The following is a 12,995-nucleotide window of genomic DNA, read 5'->3' as shown; positions in this document are numbered from 1 at the left end:
CACAGAGTAACGCAAAGATTGCACACAGAGATTCACAAAGAAAATTTTACACAAAGCTTTGTTTAACTCTGCGAAAAATTTAGTGCAGTTTTGCGGTAAAATAACACAAAACTGCTCAAAGTAATTAAAAACTTAGTGACTTAGCATCTTAGAGCCTTAGCAACTAAAAAATAAAAATCATGTCATACGAACCTATATTTGCTCTTTTTTGCGAACGCGTTAAAGAAAGCATTCAAGCCGGCACTTTTGCCAAACTTACTTTAGCAAAAACGATTGGCGATACCGAGATTAAGAACATCTATTTTCGATTAGTTATAAACGAGGATAATACCTATTCCATTTCGCTTACTACACGTTATAAAACCGAAGAAATTGAAAGCATTCATACTTTAGACGAAGCTTTATTAATGCTGGGGACTTACATCAAAAATCCGTTTTTGACTGCGCTTTTGTTCACAACAGACAACGATGTGACTTTTAAAGTAAACAAGAAAAATGCAGGAAGTATTATTGAGCAGGAACCAACGTTTAAAAACGCTTCGCCTGTAATGTTGGAAATGATAGAGAAGGGAATTGTTTAAACTATAAAACTTTGTGGTCAACGGATTAAAATCCGTTGCTACAAAACGGTTCGTTCCTCCGGAACTTTATAAAAAATCTTCGTGAACCTCGTGCAATTCTCCGTGAATCTCTGTGAAATAATTTAAACCAGCTTCACAAACAAATTCGAAGCAATTTTATTCGATATAGACAATTCACGACCATTAATTTTAATCTTAACAGATAAATCGAACAATTCTTTAGATAAAAGTTCAATTTGCGAACCCAAAGCGATTTCCTGCTTGTCCAGATATTTCAAAAACTCAGATGAAGTGTCTTTTACACCTACACAAACTCCTATTTGATTCTCTGTTAATTCAGAAAGTAAATACTTTTCAATCTTAACGATTCTTCCATTGGCATCCGGAATGGGGTCACCATGCGGATCTTCTGTAGGATTCCCTAGAAAATCATCCAGACGATTAATCAATTGTTCTGATTTAATGTGTTCCAGTTGCTCAGCAATATCATGAACCTCATCCCAGGAAAAATTCAGTTTTTCAACCAAAAACACTTCCCACAAACGATGTTTACGAACAATCATTTTAGCCGCTAACTTACCGTTTTCAGTCAAAGAAACACCTTGGTATTTTTTATAATTTACCAAATCTTTTTCAGACAGTTTTTTAAGCATATCCGTAACCGATGAAGCTTTAGTTTCCATCATTTCCGCAATAGCGTTCGTACTCACTTCTGAATCGTTAGAAGTAGTAAGGTGATATATCGATTTTAGATAATTTTCTTCTGAGAAAGTCATTTTTTTATTTTTGAGGTTCAAAGTTGCAAAGGGACAAAGGTTCAAAGTTTCTAAACCTTTGTCCCTTTGTAACTCTGTTGCTTTGTGCCTATTTCTTAACAATCAACAAAGGTATTGAAATTTTATGTCTCAGTTTGTCTACGGTGGTGCCAAATAAAATATCTTTTAATCCAGTGTGGCCGTGGGTTCCCATAACAAGAATATCAAAATTTCCTGCATTAATAATCTTCGGAATTACGGTGTTAGGTTTTCCAAAACCAAGTTCTGTTTCGATCCTGAAGCCCTTCTGCGAAAGCATTTCTTTGTATTCCAGTAATAATTTTTCGTCTATAGTTGTTTCATGATCGTCAACATGCTGCCCGTACATTAATGCGCCAACGGTTTCTACAATATGAATTAAGGTATATTGCGCGTCGATTCCGCCTAATTCAAAGGCATTGTTAAGCGCAGCTTCATCGGCTTTAGAGAAATCAACTAAAATCGCTATGTTTTTCTTATTGTAAGTTTCTTTTGGCTCGTACTTTAATTTTAAATTGTGAGGCGAATGATTGTCAATATTTGATTTTGCTCTTGCAATAAAGGGTTTGAAAACAATATAAAGTAGTAAACCTAAAAATCCAAAAGCAAGCGGAACGACTGTAAGCCATAGAATAATAGGATGACTTGCAGCTTCAAGCCATGAACTAATTTCGTCGTAAACCAATTTTGCATTTAATGAAACAATGATTAAAGCGATAATCCAGGCAACAATTTGAGTAGTTCTGGAAATATGAAACCCTTTCATTTTAGATTTGTCGCTCACAAAGTGAATCAACGGAATAATTGCGAAACCTAACTGTAAACTCAAAATAACCTGACTTAATATCAATAATTTTCCGGTTATACCATCTCCATAAATTAAAATCACTACAACAGCCGGAACAATGGCAATCAAACGCGTTATGATTCTGCGAACCCAAGGCTGAATTCTTAAATTCAAATAGCCCTCCATTACGATTTGTCCCGCTAAAGTTCCCGTTACAGTAGAACTTTGTCCTGCGGCAATTAAGGCAACTGCAAATAAAACAGGCGCCCACTTAGTTCCTAATAAGGGTTCAAGAAACTTATGCGCATCCTGAATTTCGGCAACTTCAAACATTCCGTTTTTGTAAAATGTGGCTGCTGCCAAAATCAAAATAGCAGCATTAACAAAAAAGGCAAGGTTTAAAGCAATTGTAGAATCGATAAGGTTGTATTTTAATGCTTGTTTGATTCCTGCCGGAGTTCGGTCGAATTTACGGGTTTGTACTAATGATGAATGTAAATATAAGTTGTGAGGCATTACCGTTGCTCCAATAATTCCGATAGCGATATACAAAGCGGCAGAATTAGGTATTGAGGGAATAAGTCCATAGATTACTTTATCCAGTTCCGGTTCTGCAAAAATCATTTCGAAAATGAAAGAAAAGCCAATAATTGCGACCAAAACAATTATAAAAGCTTCCATTTTACGGATTCCTTTATTAATTAAGAATAGAAGAAGGAAAGTGTCTAAAACGGTAATCAAAACTCCTTCGATAAGCGGAATATCAAAAAGAAGATTTATCCCGATTGCCATTCCTAATACTTCGGCAAGATCACAAGCTGCAATGGCAATTTCGGATAGAAAGTATAAAATGTAATTGATGAATTTTGAATACGTTTCTCTTGAAGCCTGCGCTAAATCACGTTGTGTAACAATTCCGAGTCGTGCACTTAAACTTTGTAATAACAATGCCATTAAGTTACTCATTAACAAAACCCATAGTAATGAATACCCAAATTGACTACCACCGGCAATATCTGTCGCCCAGTTTCCGGGGTCCATATATCCTACACTTACTAAATATGCAGGACCTAAAAAGGCTAATATTTTTCTGAAACCAGTTTTTTTATGTTCTGTTGCAACCGATTGGTGAACTTCTTCTAAAGATTTACCCATTGTTAAAATGTTGTTTTAACAAATATATAGAAAAATTATATTCACTCAACAATATTTTTAGACAAGTCTAAATCTTAATTGTTGGAATTTAAACAATTTGGGCACAATCCTGATAACGTAAAGTTTATATCATTGACTTTATAATTGTGCGGAAGGATATAACTCGGCTTCACATTTTCAAGGCAAGTTATCTCCAAACAGTTTTCACAACTAAAATGTGCGTGATTATGAATGTGGACGCGTTGAGCATGATGATGACATTTTGCGTATTTTACAGTTCCGTCAAGATTTACTATTTTATGTACGATATCATCATTAACCAATCGGTCCAATATCCTGTAAATTGTTACGCGATCGCATAAATCTCCTATTTGCTTTTGAATTTCTGTGTGTGATAGCGCAGTTTTTGATTTGCCAAAAATCTCTAAAACGGCTGTCTTTGCTGCTGTATTACGTGTTGTTTTCATTTTTATAGAATTAAAAATTTTAATGCAACATAGTTGCTTTTAAAATTAATTGATATATTTGCAACAAAATTGCATTAAGCAAATGTACTGAAAATGAAGAAATCCACCACACCTTTTTACGATATTTTAGGAATTTCAAGTGCAACCATTTGTTTGGTTCATTGTCTGGTTTTTCCACTTTTAACAGTTTTGCCGTTAGGTTTAAGCCACAATTCTTTTATCGATTTGCTTTTTGCTACGATGGGACTTTTTGCCATTTTCAAAATTATAAAGAAAACCAGTATTTTGATCTCATCGATACTAATTATTTCAATGGCTTTAATTTGGATAAGCGTTTTGACCGAACTTTTTCTGGATATTCATCTTGATCTTATTTTTATTGGAGGGGTGGGAATGATCATCGGACACCTTTTTAACTACAAATTTCACAAAAATAGAAATCATTAAATATTAAATTATGATAGACAAAAGTAAGTACGATGTTATAATTATCGGCGGGAGTTATAGCGGACTTTCGGCAGCAATGAGTTTGGGACGTTCTTTACGACACGTTTTGGTTATTGATAGTGGTTTGCCTTGCAACAGACAAACGCCACATTCACATAATTTTATTACACAAGATGGTGAAAAGCCTGAGATTATTTCGGCAAAAGCCAAACTTCAGGTGGAGTATTATGATACGGTTGAGTTTTATCAGGGTCTGGCAATAAGTGCAGATAAAACAGATAACGGTTTTGAAGTCAAAACTGAATCAGGAAAAGTATTCAATTCTAAAAAATTATTATTCGCGACTGGCGTAAAAGATTTGCTTCCTGAAATTCCTGGTTTTGCTGAATGTTGGGGAATTTCAGTAATACATTGTCCATATTGTCATGGTTATGAAGTAAAAAAAGAAAAAACTGCCATACTCGCCAATGGTGATATGGGTTTTGAATATGCCAAACTGATCTCGAATTGGACAAAAGATTTGAGATTAATAACAAACGGAAAATCAACTTTAACGTTAGAGCAAACACAAATTCTTAAGAAACATAATATTGAAATTATCGAAGATGAAATTGACTCGGTAGAACATGAAAACGGAATTGTTCAGAATATTATCTTTAAGAATGAATCAAAAAGAAGTGTAAAGGCAATTTATTTCAGAGCTCCTTTTCAGCAGCATTGTACTTTACCGGAATTTTTAGGGTGCGAATTAACGGACCAGGGTTTATTAAAAGTAGATACTTTTATGAAAACTACAATTCCCGGAATTTTTGCCAGTGGCGATTGTCATATTCAGGCAAGATCTGTTGCAATGGCAGTTTCTTCTGGATCTTTGGCGGGAGCAATGATTAATAAAGAACTTATTGATTTAGAATTTGTTTAACTTAAATCTGAGTGAATGTTAACGAAAACAAAAATATTTAGCTAAACCTATAAAATTTAGCTAAAGCTTTTTTTAATTCAATCCTGTTCTCCTAGCTGAAGCTAGGGGCTACAAAAAGAATCAAGATGTTCGGTTTTTAAAACATAAAGAAACTATTTAAATCAATGTTTGAAATTTCTTTTTTTATGCCGTAGGCATTAAATATTGGTAGAAAATAGTAATTGAAATATAATTGAAGCGTGCCACAGGTACGCAACAGCTATCGAGCACGCTAAACTAATTGTGAATTAATAACTACCAATATCTAGTGCCTAACGGTACATTAAACCTTGGATAACATAACTATTGCAATCACTTAAAAAAAGACGTTTCAATTTTAGATTAATTCAGATAGTCTAGCTATGTTTTAGAAAGCTAGCTTTCTTTTTTATTTCCTAAAAAGAAACTATAAATTCTATGTTTCTATGTGTTAAAATTTCACCCAAAGTATTGAATTAAAACACTTTTAAAAGTTTTTAGTTGTGTAAACATCATTTGTCGAATTTAATTTTTAGATTTGTCTAAATTTAATTTTAATACAATGAAAAAACTATTTTTGATATTGCTTTTGTTTAGTTTGCAATTTTCGTTTGCACAGGGAACTTCAAATATTTCTGGATTTATTTCAGGTGAAGGCCATAAATTACAGCTTGTAAACGTTCATTTATCAGGAACAAAACATAAAACAATTACGGATAGTTTGGGATATTATATTTTCGAAAATGTGGCAATTGGAAATTATACTATTCAGGTTTCTCAAGTAGGTTTTCAAACACTAAAGAAGAAAATCGAAGTCATTAAAGATTCTGTCCAATCGTATGATTTTGAAATGACAGATAATGAAAATCAACTTAATGAAGTTGTGGTTTCCGGAACTTTAAAAGCGGTTAAAAGGTTAGAAAGTGCTGTTCCGGTTGAGGTTTATTCACCGGTTTTCTTCAAAAGAAATCCAACGCCGAGTATTTATGAAGCGTTACAAAACATAAACGGAGTTCGTCCGCAACTTAATTGTGGTGTTTGTAATACGGGCGATATTCACATAAATGGATTAGAAGGACCTTATACTTTGGTTTTAATTGACGGGATGCCCATCGTGAGCAGTCTTTCAACAGTTTATGGTTTATCAGGAATTCCGAACTCTTTGGTCGAAAGAATCGAAATCGTAAAAGGTCCCGCATCTTCTTTGTATGGAAGTGAAGCGGTTGGCGGTTTAATCAACATTATTACCAAGAATCCAACCAACGCGCCATTGTTTTCGGCAGATGTTTTTACCACTTCATATTTAGAAACCAATGTCGATTTGGGAATGAAATTCAGCCCGACTAAAAAATCAACGACACTCTTGGGAATCAATTATTTCGATTATAATCAGGTTGTTGATAAAGATAAAGATGGTTTTACTGATGTGACGCTTTCTGAAAGGATTTCGGTATTTAATAAATGGAGTTTTCAACGAGAAAATAATCGTTTGTTTACGATTGCCGCACGCGGAATGTATGAAGATCGCTGGGGCGGAGACGTTCGTTGGGAGAAAAAATACCGAGGTGGCAATGAGATTTACGGCGAAAGTATTTATACTAAAAGAGGTGAATTGATTGGAAGTTACCAATTGCCATTTGAAGAAAAATTGATGCTTTCATTTTCCGGAAACGTGCATTATCAGGATAGTCGATATGGAACTACATCGTATATTGCAAATCAAAAAATAGGATTTTTGCAACTGACCTGGGATAAAAAATTGGGTCGAAATGATCTGCTTGCCGGAATTGCAACCCGATATTCGTATTACGATGATAATACAACCGCAACAAAAGAAGCCGAAAGTACCTGGTTGCCGGGAATATTTGTTCAGGATGAAATTACGCTTTCTCCAAAAAGTCAGATTTTATTAGGAATGCGTTACGATTATAATTCGATTCACGGTTCTATCTCCACACCGAGAGTAGCTTATAGATGGAAGAAAAATGAAAACACAATTTTTAGATTAAATGCCGGAACCGGATTTCGGGTAGTGAATTTATTTACCGAAGATCACGCAGCGCTCACAGGTTCCAGAGATGTTGTCATTAAAAGTGATTTGAAACCGGAACAATCTGTGAATGCAAATTTAAATTATATTCAGAAAATCAACTTTACTAACGGAACTTTTATCGGAGTTGAAACGACGGCTTTTTATACCAGATTCAGTAATAAAATAATATCTGATTATGAAACGGATCCCAATAAGATCATTTATGATAATATAAATGGTTATGCAATCAGCCAGGGAATTAGTACCAATGTCGATGTTAATTTTCCAACTGGATTAAAAATGATTGTTGGCGCGACTTTTTTAGACAACAAAAACATCGAAAACGGAATTTCACAAACTCCTTTTTTAACGGAGAAATTTACAGGAACCTGGAGTATGTCGTATAAAGTAGAAGCGTTAAATTTATTACTGGATTATACAGGGAATGTTTACAGTCCGATGAATTTGCCTTTATTAAGCGATTTAGATCCCAGAAGTCCAAAATCGCCATGGTATAGTATTCAGAATATTCAGTTTACCTACTTTGGATGGAAGAATTTTGAACTTTATGGAGGAATAAAGAATTTATTGAACTTTACACCAAAGCAAAATAATCCGTTTTTGATTTCGAGAACCAATGATCCTTTTGATAAAAATGTGCAATATGATGCTGCCGGAAAAGTTTTGGTAACAGCTGATAATCCGTACGGGTTGACTTTTGATACGACTTATGTTTATGGGCAAAACCAAACCATTCGCGGGTTTTTTGGGTTGAGATATACTTTGAGATAATTTTTTTGCCACAGATTTCATTGATTAAAAAAGATTTTATCAATTGCATTTAAATTTTAATTTAAGATTTGTCAGGCTAAGCAGAGTCAAGCCCCGATCCAATTTACAGGTTTTCGACTTTGTTCAGGATGACAATTGCATCTAATCTTTTAATCGGTAGAAAAACAATATAAAGTGTTTTTTTGCCAAATTATATTCGTGATAATTCGTGAAATTCGTGGCAAACTTTCTTCGAGATACAAAGATAAAATCTTTTTTACTCCTTTAAATCGGTGGCAAAAACAAAACCAATGAAAAAGCTAATACTACTGATAATCTTTTTAGGAATTACTTCAACAGGATTCTGCCAACTTAAAAGCAAATCTTTTGAGGCAATAGACAGTTTGCAGCAGATTCAAAAGAAAAAAATAATCGTTTTTATTCATACCGATTGGTGCCAGTTTTGCCAAAGAATGAAAAATACGACTTTCAAAAATCAGGAAATAATTGAGAAGCTGAATTCGGATTTTTATTTTATTGATTTTAATGCTGAGGAAAAACGAGATATTAAATTTAATAATCAGACTTTTAAATATAAACCATCAGGAAATAATGTTGGCGTTCATGAACTGGCTTTAGAATTGGGAACAATGAATAATCAGATTGTTTATCCTGTTTTGTGTGTTTTGAATGAGAAAAACGAAATCATATTACAGTACAATAATTATCTAAGTACAAAGGATTTTAAATTGCTTTTAGAAAAAGTGGAACAATAAATTTTCCTATTTTTGAGGATGCAATCTTCAGAAATCAAACACTTCGACTATATTTTTACCGGAACGGGTTTAGCTGCTTTGATGACCGTTTATAAAATGGTGTTGTCAACGAAATTCAGTAATAAATCAATTTTATTATTAGACGAAGATTCTAAGAAAACCAATGACAGAACTTGGTGTTTTTGGTCTAAAGATGAAACTCTTTGGCATTCTATAATCTTTAAAAAATGGGATTCGGCTTTATTTGCCAATGAAAATTTTAATCGTAATTTAGAGTTGAAACCTTATCAGTATAGTCAAATTCGGGGATTGGACTTTTATAATTTTGTTTTTCAGGAAATATCAAAACATCAAAATATTACTTTTTTAAATGAAAAAGTGACCGATATTAACGAATTAGAAACTCACGTTTTTATTGGAACAGAAGCCAATCGATATACTTGTAATTATTTATTCAATAGTATTTATACCAAAGCTTTAGCTTTAAATCAAACGAAATATCCAGTTTTACAACAACATTTTGTGGGCTGGTTTATAAAAAGCGAAACTGAAATCTTCAATTCGGAACAAGCTACTTTCATGGATTTTTCGGTAGAACAAAGAGGAAACACTCGTTTTATGTATGTTTTGCCAATTTCAAAAACTGAAGCTTTAGTTGAATATACTTTGTTTTCTGAAGACCTTCTTCCAAAAGAAGAATATGAAAATGAGATTCAAATTTACTTAAGAAATCTCGGAGTCGATCAATATCAAATTATTGAGAAGGAGCAAGGCAGTATTCCGATGACGTGTTATCCTTTTTGGAAAAAAAACACTAAAAGAGTTCTGAATATAGGAACTGCCGGCGGCTGGACAAAAGCAAGTACAGGTTATACCTTTAAAAACTCAGATAAAAAATCTTCAGAATTAATAAAGTTTGTTCAGAATAATTCTTCCGCTAAAATGTCCACCTTTCATAAAAAAAATAAATTCTGGTTCTATGATTTATTGCTTTTAGACATTCTGCATCGTAATAATGAATTGGGAAGCAGTATTTTTTCTTCTTTATTCAAAAAAGGAAATCCAGCCCTAATCTTTAAATTTTTAGATGAAGAGACAAATTTGCTTGAAGATTTGAAGGTGATTTTAAAATGCCCCAAATTCCCTTTTATAAAAGCTTTGCTTCGGGTTTTGTTCAAGTAAATAATTATTTCATTTCTGTCGGACTTCTAAATCTTTCATTTATAAATTTGCGACAATTCTTTTATCGAAAAAAATAGTTGATGCCTTGAAAAGCGGTGTTTATTTTTTTGAATCTTAACTTAGCAGGGATTGATTACTTTGTCAATAAATGTCCTATTCTGCTTATTAAATGACTTTTTGAGGTAACTACAAAGACGAATCGCTGTTTAGATTTGCAAATTCGGAAATAATGCTGAATTCATATTTGAATAAAGTTAATTTGCTCAATATAGATTTCAAAACTTGCAAAGTACCGAAAAAAAGAGGAGTAAGAAAACCTGCAAAAATAAGGCAGGTCTAATGTAATCGTTTATTTACGATAATGAATTAACTGGCAGATTATGGGAGTGACTAAACACTTAAATTTTGATATAGAAACTAAAACAATAGGAGAAATTTGTAAAGCGCTCGGACATCCGACACGAATCCAGATAATGACGCTTTTATGGAAAAGAGACAATAGAACTTGTGGTGAAATTGTTGAGTTAATTCCATTGGCTCAATCCACAATATCTAAACATTTATTAGAATTAAAAAAGGCAAATCTGGTAAATATAAAAAACGAAGGAAAAAAAACAATCTATTCTATTGAGGTTGATAAAATACAAATACTTAAAAAATACCTCACCAGTTATCTTTCAACTATTGAAATTTTAGAACAGAATAAATCAACTGTCTTTGCAACAAGACATAAAATACGGGGTAAAAATAGCCATTTGAAACAATACAATTATCAATTTCCAGATAAAAAAAATAAAATAGAGCATAAAGATAATTCAATATTATATTCTGAAATTGCTGTAAATTAAGCAAGATTCTCTGTTGTTATTACGTTAATTCATTTAATTCAAAATTGATTATCCAACTATAACAAAACTTTATACTTCAAATTAAGTAGTTGCGAGTAAACTTTGTAACTTTGCAGTTCAAAAGTAAAATTTAAAATAAAGAGATATGTATCCAGAAGAAATGGTAAAACCAATGCAAGCTGAATTGACAGTTGCAGGTTTTCAAGATTTACATAGTGCTGACGCTGTAGATAATGCTATCAAAGCTGAAGGTACCACTTTAGTTGTTGTAAACTCTGTTTGTGGTTGTGCTGCAAGAAATGCACGTCCGGGAGCAAAAATGAGTTTAGAAGGTGCTAAAAAACCAGATCATTTAATTACAGTTTTTGCTGGTGTTGACAAAGAAGCTGTTGATGCTGCAAGACAACATATGTTCCCTTTTCCTCCATCATCGCCTTCTATGGCTTTGTTCAAAAACGGAGAATTGGTTCACATGTTAGAGCGTCACCATATTGAAGGTCGTCCAGCTGAATTAATCGCTGAGAATTTGCAAGATGCTTTTAACGAATTCTGCTAATTAAATTGCTGAGGTTTTAAGTAACTAAAGATTATAAGTTTATATCAAGACTGTCTATTTAGGCAGTCTTTTTTATTTGAAGCTAATCCGGTGTCCGCTAGGTCTTTTCCGTCGTCCCAAAAATATAAATACAAAGCCCCTTTATTTTTAAAATTCATTTTTTGAACTTAAAACCTTAGTAACTTAGATTCTCAGCACCTTTGTAGCTATGAACCTTTGCAACTTTGAACCTTTTTAGTTACTTTTGCACCTCAAATAATTTCTCAACTTAAATTAGTTTATAGCATGCAACTGTATAACACTTTAAGCGCAGAAGAAAGAGCCATCATGATTGATGATGCCGGAAAACAACGATTAACGTTGTCTTTCTATGCTTATGCGCAAATTTCAAATCCAACCCAATTTCGTAACGACTTATTTTTAGCATGGAATCCGCTTGGGGTTTTAGGCCGTATTTATGTAGCCCATGAAGGAATCAATGCTCAATTGTCTCTTCCGGCAGATCATTTCTATGAATTTAAAGATACCATAGAAAAGTATGATTTTATGAAAGGGATTCGTTTGAATATTGCGGTTGAGCATGATGATCATTCCTTTTTAAAATTGACAGTAAAAGTTCGTGATAAAATAGTAGCTGATGGTTTAGATGATGAAACTTTTGATGCAACAAACATTGGAATTCACCTGAAAGCCAAAGAATTCAATGACTTATTAAATGATCCAAATGTTGTAGTGGTCGATATGCGTAATCATTATGAAAGCGAAATTGGTCATTTTACTCAAGCGATTCGTCCAGATGTTGATACTTTTCGCGAAAGTCTGCCTATTATCGAAGAGCAATTAGCAGAACACAAACAAGACAAGAAATTGTTGATGTATTGTACAGGCGGAATCCGTTGCGAAAAAGCAAGTGCTTATTTCAAACATAAAGGTTTCGAAAATGTATATCAGCTTGAAGGCGGAATTATTGAATATACCCGTCAGGTAAAAGCGGAAGGTTTAGAGAGTAAATTCATTGGGAAAAACTTTGTATTTGATCATCGCTTAGGCGAAAGAATTACAGATGATATCGTTTCACAATGTCATCAATGCGGAAAACCTTGTGATGCACACACGAATTGTGCTAATGAAGGTTGTCATTTACTTTTTATTCAATGTGAAGAATGTGCTCAGTCCTTGGAAGGCTGTTGTTCTACTGAATGTGTGTCGATAATTCATATGCCCGAAGAAGAGCAAAAAGCCATCAGACGTGGGATTAAAAATGGAAATAAAATTTTCAAAAAAGGGAAATCTGACGTTTTGACTTTCAAAAATAATCAGGATCCATTAGCTGCTGTTCCTAATCTTAGTGATTTGGTACAATCAAAAACAGTGGCTAAAAAAGAAGCAAAAATCAAAAAACAATATATAGGAAAAGGAACTCACTTTTTTCCAAAACCATCTATTGGTCAGTTTTTAATTGAAGAAAACGAAATCAAAGTTGGAGATACTGTTTTAATCAAAGGTTCAACTACCGGAGAACAAAAACTGATAATCGAAAAGATGTTTGTAAATGATATTGAATCTGAAAAAGCAGTTTCAGGCGATACATGTACTTTCAAAATACCATTCAGAATAAGATTGTCGGATAAAATCTATAAAGTTTTAGAATAATTTATC

12 protein-coding genes are annotated in these 12,995 nt (G+C 33.2%); 9 read left to right on the top strand and 3 right to left on the bottom strand.

Annotated features, from left to right (window positions below; genetic code table 11):
* The first annotated feature begins 179 nt into the window (after positions 1-179).
* Entirely contained in the window at positions 180-581 is a 402-nt protein-coding gene (locus KHA90_RS17890; RefSeq protein WP_213303902.1) for a hypothetical protein, read from the top strand.
* Between the two features lie 122 nt (positions 582-703).
* On the opposite strand, the gene KHA90_RS17885 is transcribed toward KHA90_RS17890, so the two are convergent.
* The 3 genes from KHA90_RS17885 to KHA90_RS17875 all read right to left on the bottom strand — a co-directional run bounded on the left by KHA90_RS17885 (position 704) and on the right by KHA90_RS17875 (position 3,784).
* The gene (locus tag KHA90_RS17885) at positions 704-1,357 is read right to left on the bottom strand and encodes a metal-dependent transcriptional regulator (protein ID WP_213303899.1); all 654 of its coding nucleotides are present in this window, start codon (positions 1,355-1,357) and stop codon (positions 704-706) included.
* A gap of 88 nt (positions 1,358-1,445) precedes the next feature.
* Positions 1,446-3,317 carry an Nramp family divalent metal transporter gene (locus KHA90_RS17880; protein WP_213303897.1) on the bottom strand — a complete coding sequence of 624 codons (1,872 nt, stop codon included), beginning with the start codon at positions 3,315-3,317 and terminating at the stop codon, positions 1,446-1,448.
* A gap of 74 nt (positions 3,318-3,391) precedes the next feature.
* Positions 3,392-3,784, bottom strand: a complete 393-nt coding sequence (locus KHA90_RS17875) for a Fur family transcriptional regulator (protein ID WP_213303894.1) — start codon at positions 3,782-3,784, stop codon at positions 3,392-3,394.
* 93 nt (positions 3,785-3,877) lie between these two features.
* Here KHA90_RS17875 and KHA90_RS17870 point away from each other — a divergent pair, with 93 nt between their 5' ends.
* The 8 genes from KHA90_RS17870 (at position 3,878) to trhO (ending at position 12,989) form a co-directional block, all read left to right on the top strand.
* Positions 3,878-4,231, top strand: a complete 354-nt coding sequence (locus KHA90_RS17870; RefSeq protein WP_213303891.1) for a MerC domain-containing protein — start codon at positions 3,878-3,880, stop codon at positions 4,229-4,231.
* 10 nt (positions 4,232-4,241) lie between these two features.
* Positions 4,242-5,153 (top strand): NAD(P)/FAD-dependent oxidoreductase, encoded by a 912-nt coding sequence (locus KHA90_RS17865; RefSeq protein ID WP_213303889.1) that lies wholly within the window; start codon positions 4,242-4,244, stop codon positions 5,151-5,153.
* Positions 5,154-5,733: 580 nt separating this feature from the next.
* On the top strand, positions 5,734-7,995 hold the full coding sequence (locus KHA90_RS17860; RefSeq protein ID WP_213303886.1) for a TonB-dependent receptor: 2,262 nt from the start codon (positions 5,734-5,736) through the stop codon (positions 7,993-7,995).
* A 290-nt stretch (positions 7,996-8,285) separates the two neighbouring features.
* Positions 8,286-8,750 carry a thioredoxin family protein gene (locus KHA90_RS17855; RefSeq protein ID WP_213303883.1) on the top strand — a complete coding sequence of 155 codons (465 nt, stop codon included), beginning with the start codon at positions 8,286-8,288 and terminating at the stop codon, positions 8,748-8,750.
* An 18-nt stretch (positions 8,751-8,768) separates the two neighbouring features.
* Positions 8,769-9,932 carry a lycopene cyclase family protein gene (locus tag KHA90_RS17850; RefSeq protein WP_213303880.1) on the top strand — a complete coding sequence of 388 codons (1,164 nt, stop codon included), beginning with the start codon at positions 8,769-8,771 and terminating at the stop codon, positions 9,930-9,932.
* 380 nt (positions 9,933-10,312) lie between these two features.
* Complete coding sequence (locus KHA90_RS17845) at positions 10,313-10,780, top strand: ArsR/SmtB family transcription factor (protein WP_213303877.1); 468 nt, start codon at positions 10,313-10,315, stop codon at positions 10,778-10,780.
* A 145-nt stretch (positions 10,781-10,925) separates the two neighbouring features.
* Positions 10,926-11,336: a BrxA/BrxB family bacilliredoxin gene (locus KHA90_RS17840; protein WP_056247939.1), complete on the top strand. Its 411-nt coding sequence runs from the start codon at positions 10,926-10,928 to the stop codon at positions 11,334-11,336.
* Positions 11,337-11,621: 285 nt separating this feature from the next.
* Positions 11,622-12,989 carry an oxygen-dependent tRNA uridine(34) hydroxylase TrhO gene (gene trhO, locus KHA90_RS17835; RefSeq protein WP_213303874.1) on the top strand — a complete coding sequence of 456 codons (1,368 nt, stop codon included), beginning with the start codon at positions 11,622-11,624 and terminating at the stop codon, positions 12,987-12,989.
* Positions 12,990-12,995: the final 6 nt, after the last annotated feature.

The sequence above is a fragment of the Flavobacterium psychroterrae genome (assembly GCF_018380615.1).
Classification (GTDB): domain Bacteria; phylum Bacteroidota; class Bacteroidia; order Flavobacteriales; family Flavobacteriaceae; genus Flavobacterium; species Flavobacterium psychroterrae.
Note: the sequence above shows the minus strand (reverse complement) of the source record. Positions and strands in the feature narration are given on the sequence as shown.

Bases quoted from the DNA above. Each gene is read 5' to 3' on its own strand.
- KHA90_RS17865 (WP_213303889.1), top strand. From the start codon at position 4,242: ATGATAGACAAAAGTAAGTACGATGTTATAATTATCGGCGGGAGTTAT.
- KHA90_RS17845 (WP_213303877.1), top strand. From the start codon at position 10,313: ATGGGAGTGACTAAACACTTAAATTTTGATATAGAAACTAAAACAATA.
- trhO (WP_213303874.1), top strand. From the start codon at position 11,622: ATGCAACTGTATAACACTTTAAGCGCAGAAGAAAGAGCCATCATGATT.
- KHA90_RS17890 (WP_213303902.1), top strand. From the start codon at position 180: ATGTCATACGAACCTATATTTGCTCTTTTTTGCGAACGCGTTAAAGAA.
- KHA90_RS17880 (WP_213303897.1), bottom strand. From the start codon at position 3,317: ATGGGTAAATCTTTAGAAGAAGTTCACCAATCGGTTGCAACAGAACAT.
- KHA90_RS17850 (WP_213303880.1), top strand. From the start codon at position 8,769: ATGCAATCTTCAGAAATCAAACACTTCGACTATATTTTTACCGGAACG.
- KHA90_RS17860 (WP_213303886.1), top strand. From the start codon at position 5,734: ATGAAAAAACTATTTTTGATATTGCTTTTGTTTAGTTTGCAATTTTCG.
- KHA90_RS17855 (WP_213303883.1), top strand. From the start codon at position 8,286: ATGAAAAAGCTAATACTACTGATAATCTTTTTAGGAATTACTTCAACA.
- KHA90_RS17840 (WP_056247939.1), top strand. From the start codon at position 10,926: ATGTATCCAGAAGAAATGGTAAAACCAATGCAAGCTGAATTGACAGTT.
- KHA90_RS17885 (WP_213303899.1), bottom strand. From the start codon at position 1,357: ATGACTTTCTCAGAAGAAAATTATCTAAAATCGATATATCACCTTACT.
- KHA90_RS17875 (WP_213303894.1), bottom strand. From the start codon at position 3,784: ATGAAAACAACACGTAATACAGCAGCAAAGACAGCCGTTTTAGAGATT.
- KHA90_RS17870 (WP_213303891.1), top strand. From the start codon at position 3,878: ATGAAGAAATCCACCACACCTTTTTACGATATTTTAGGAATTTCAAGT.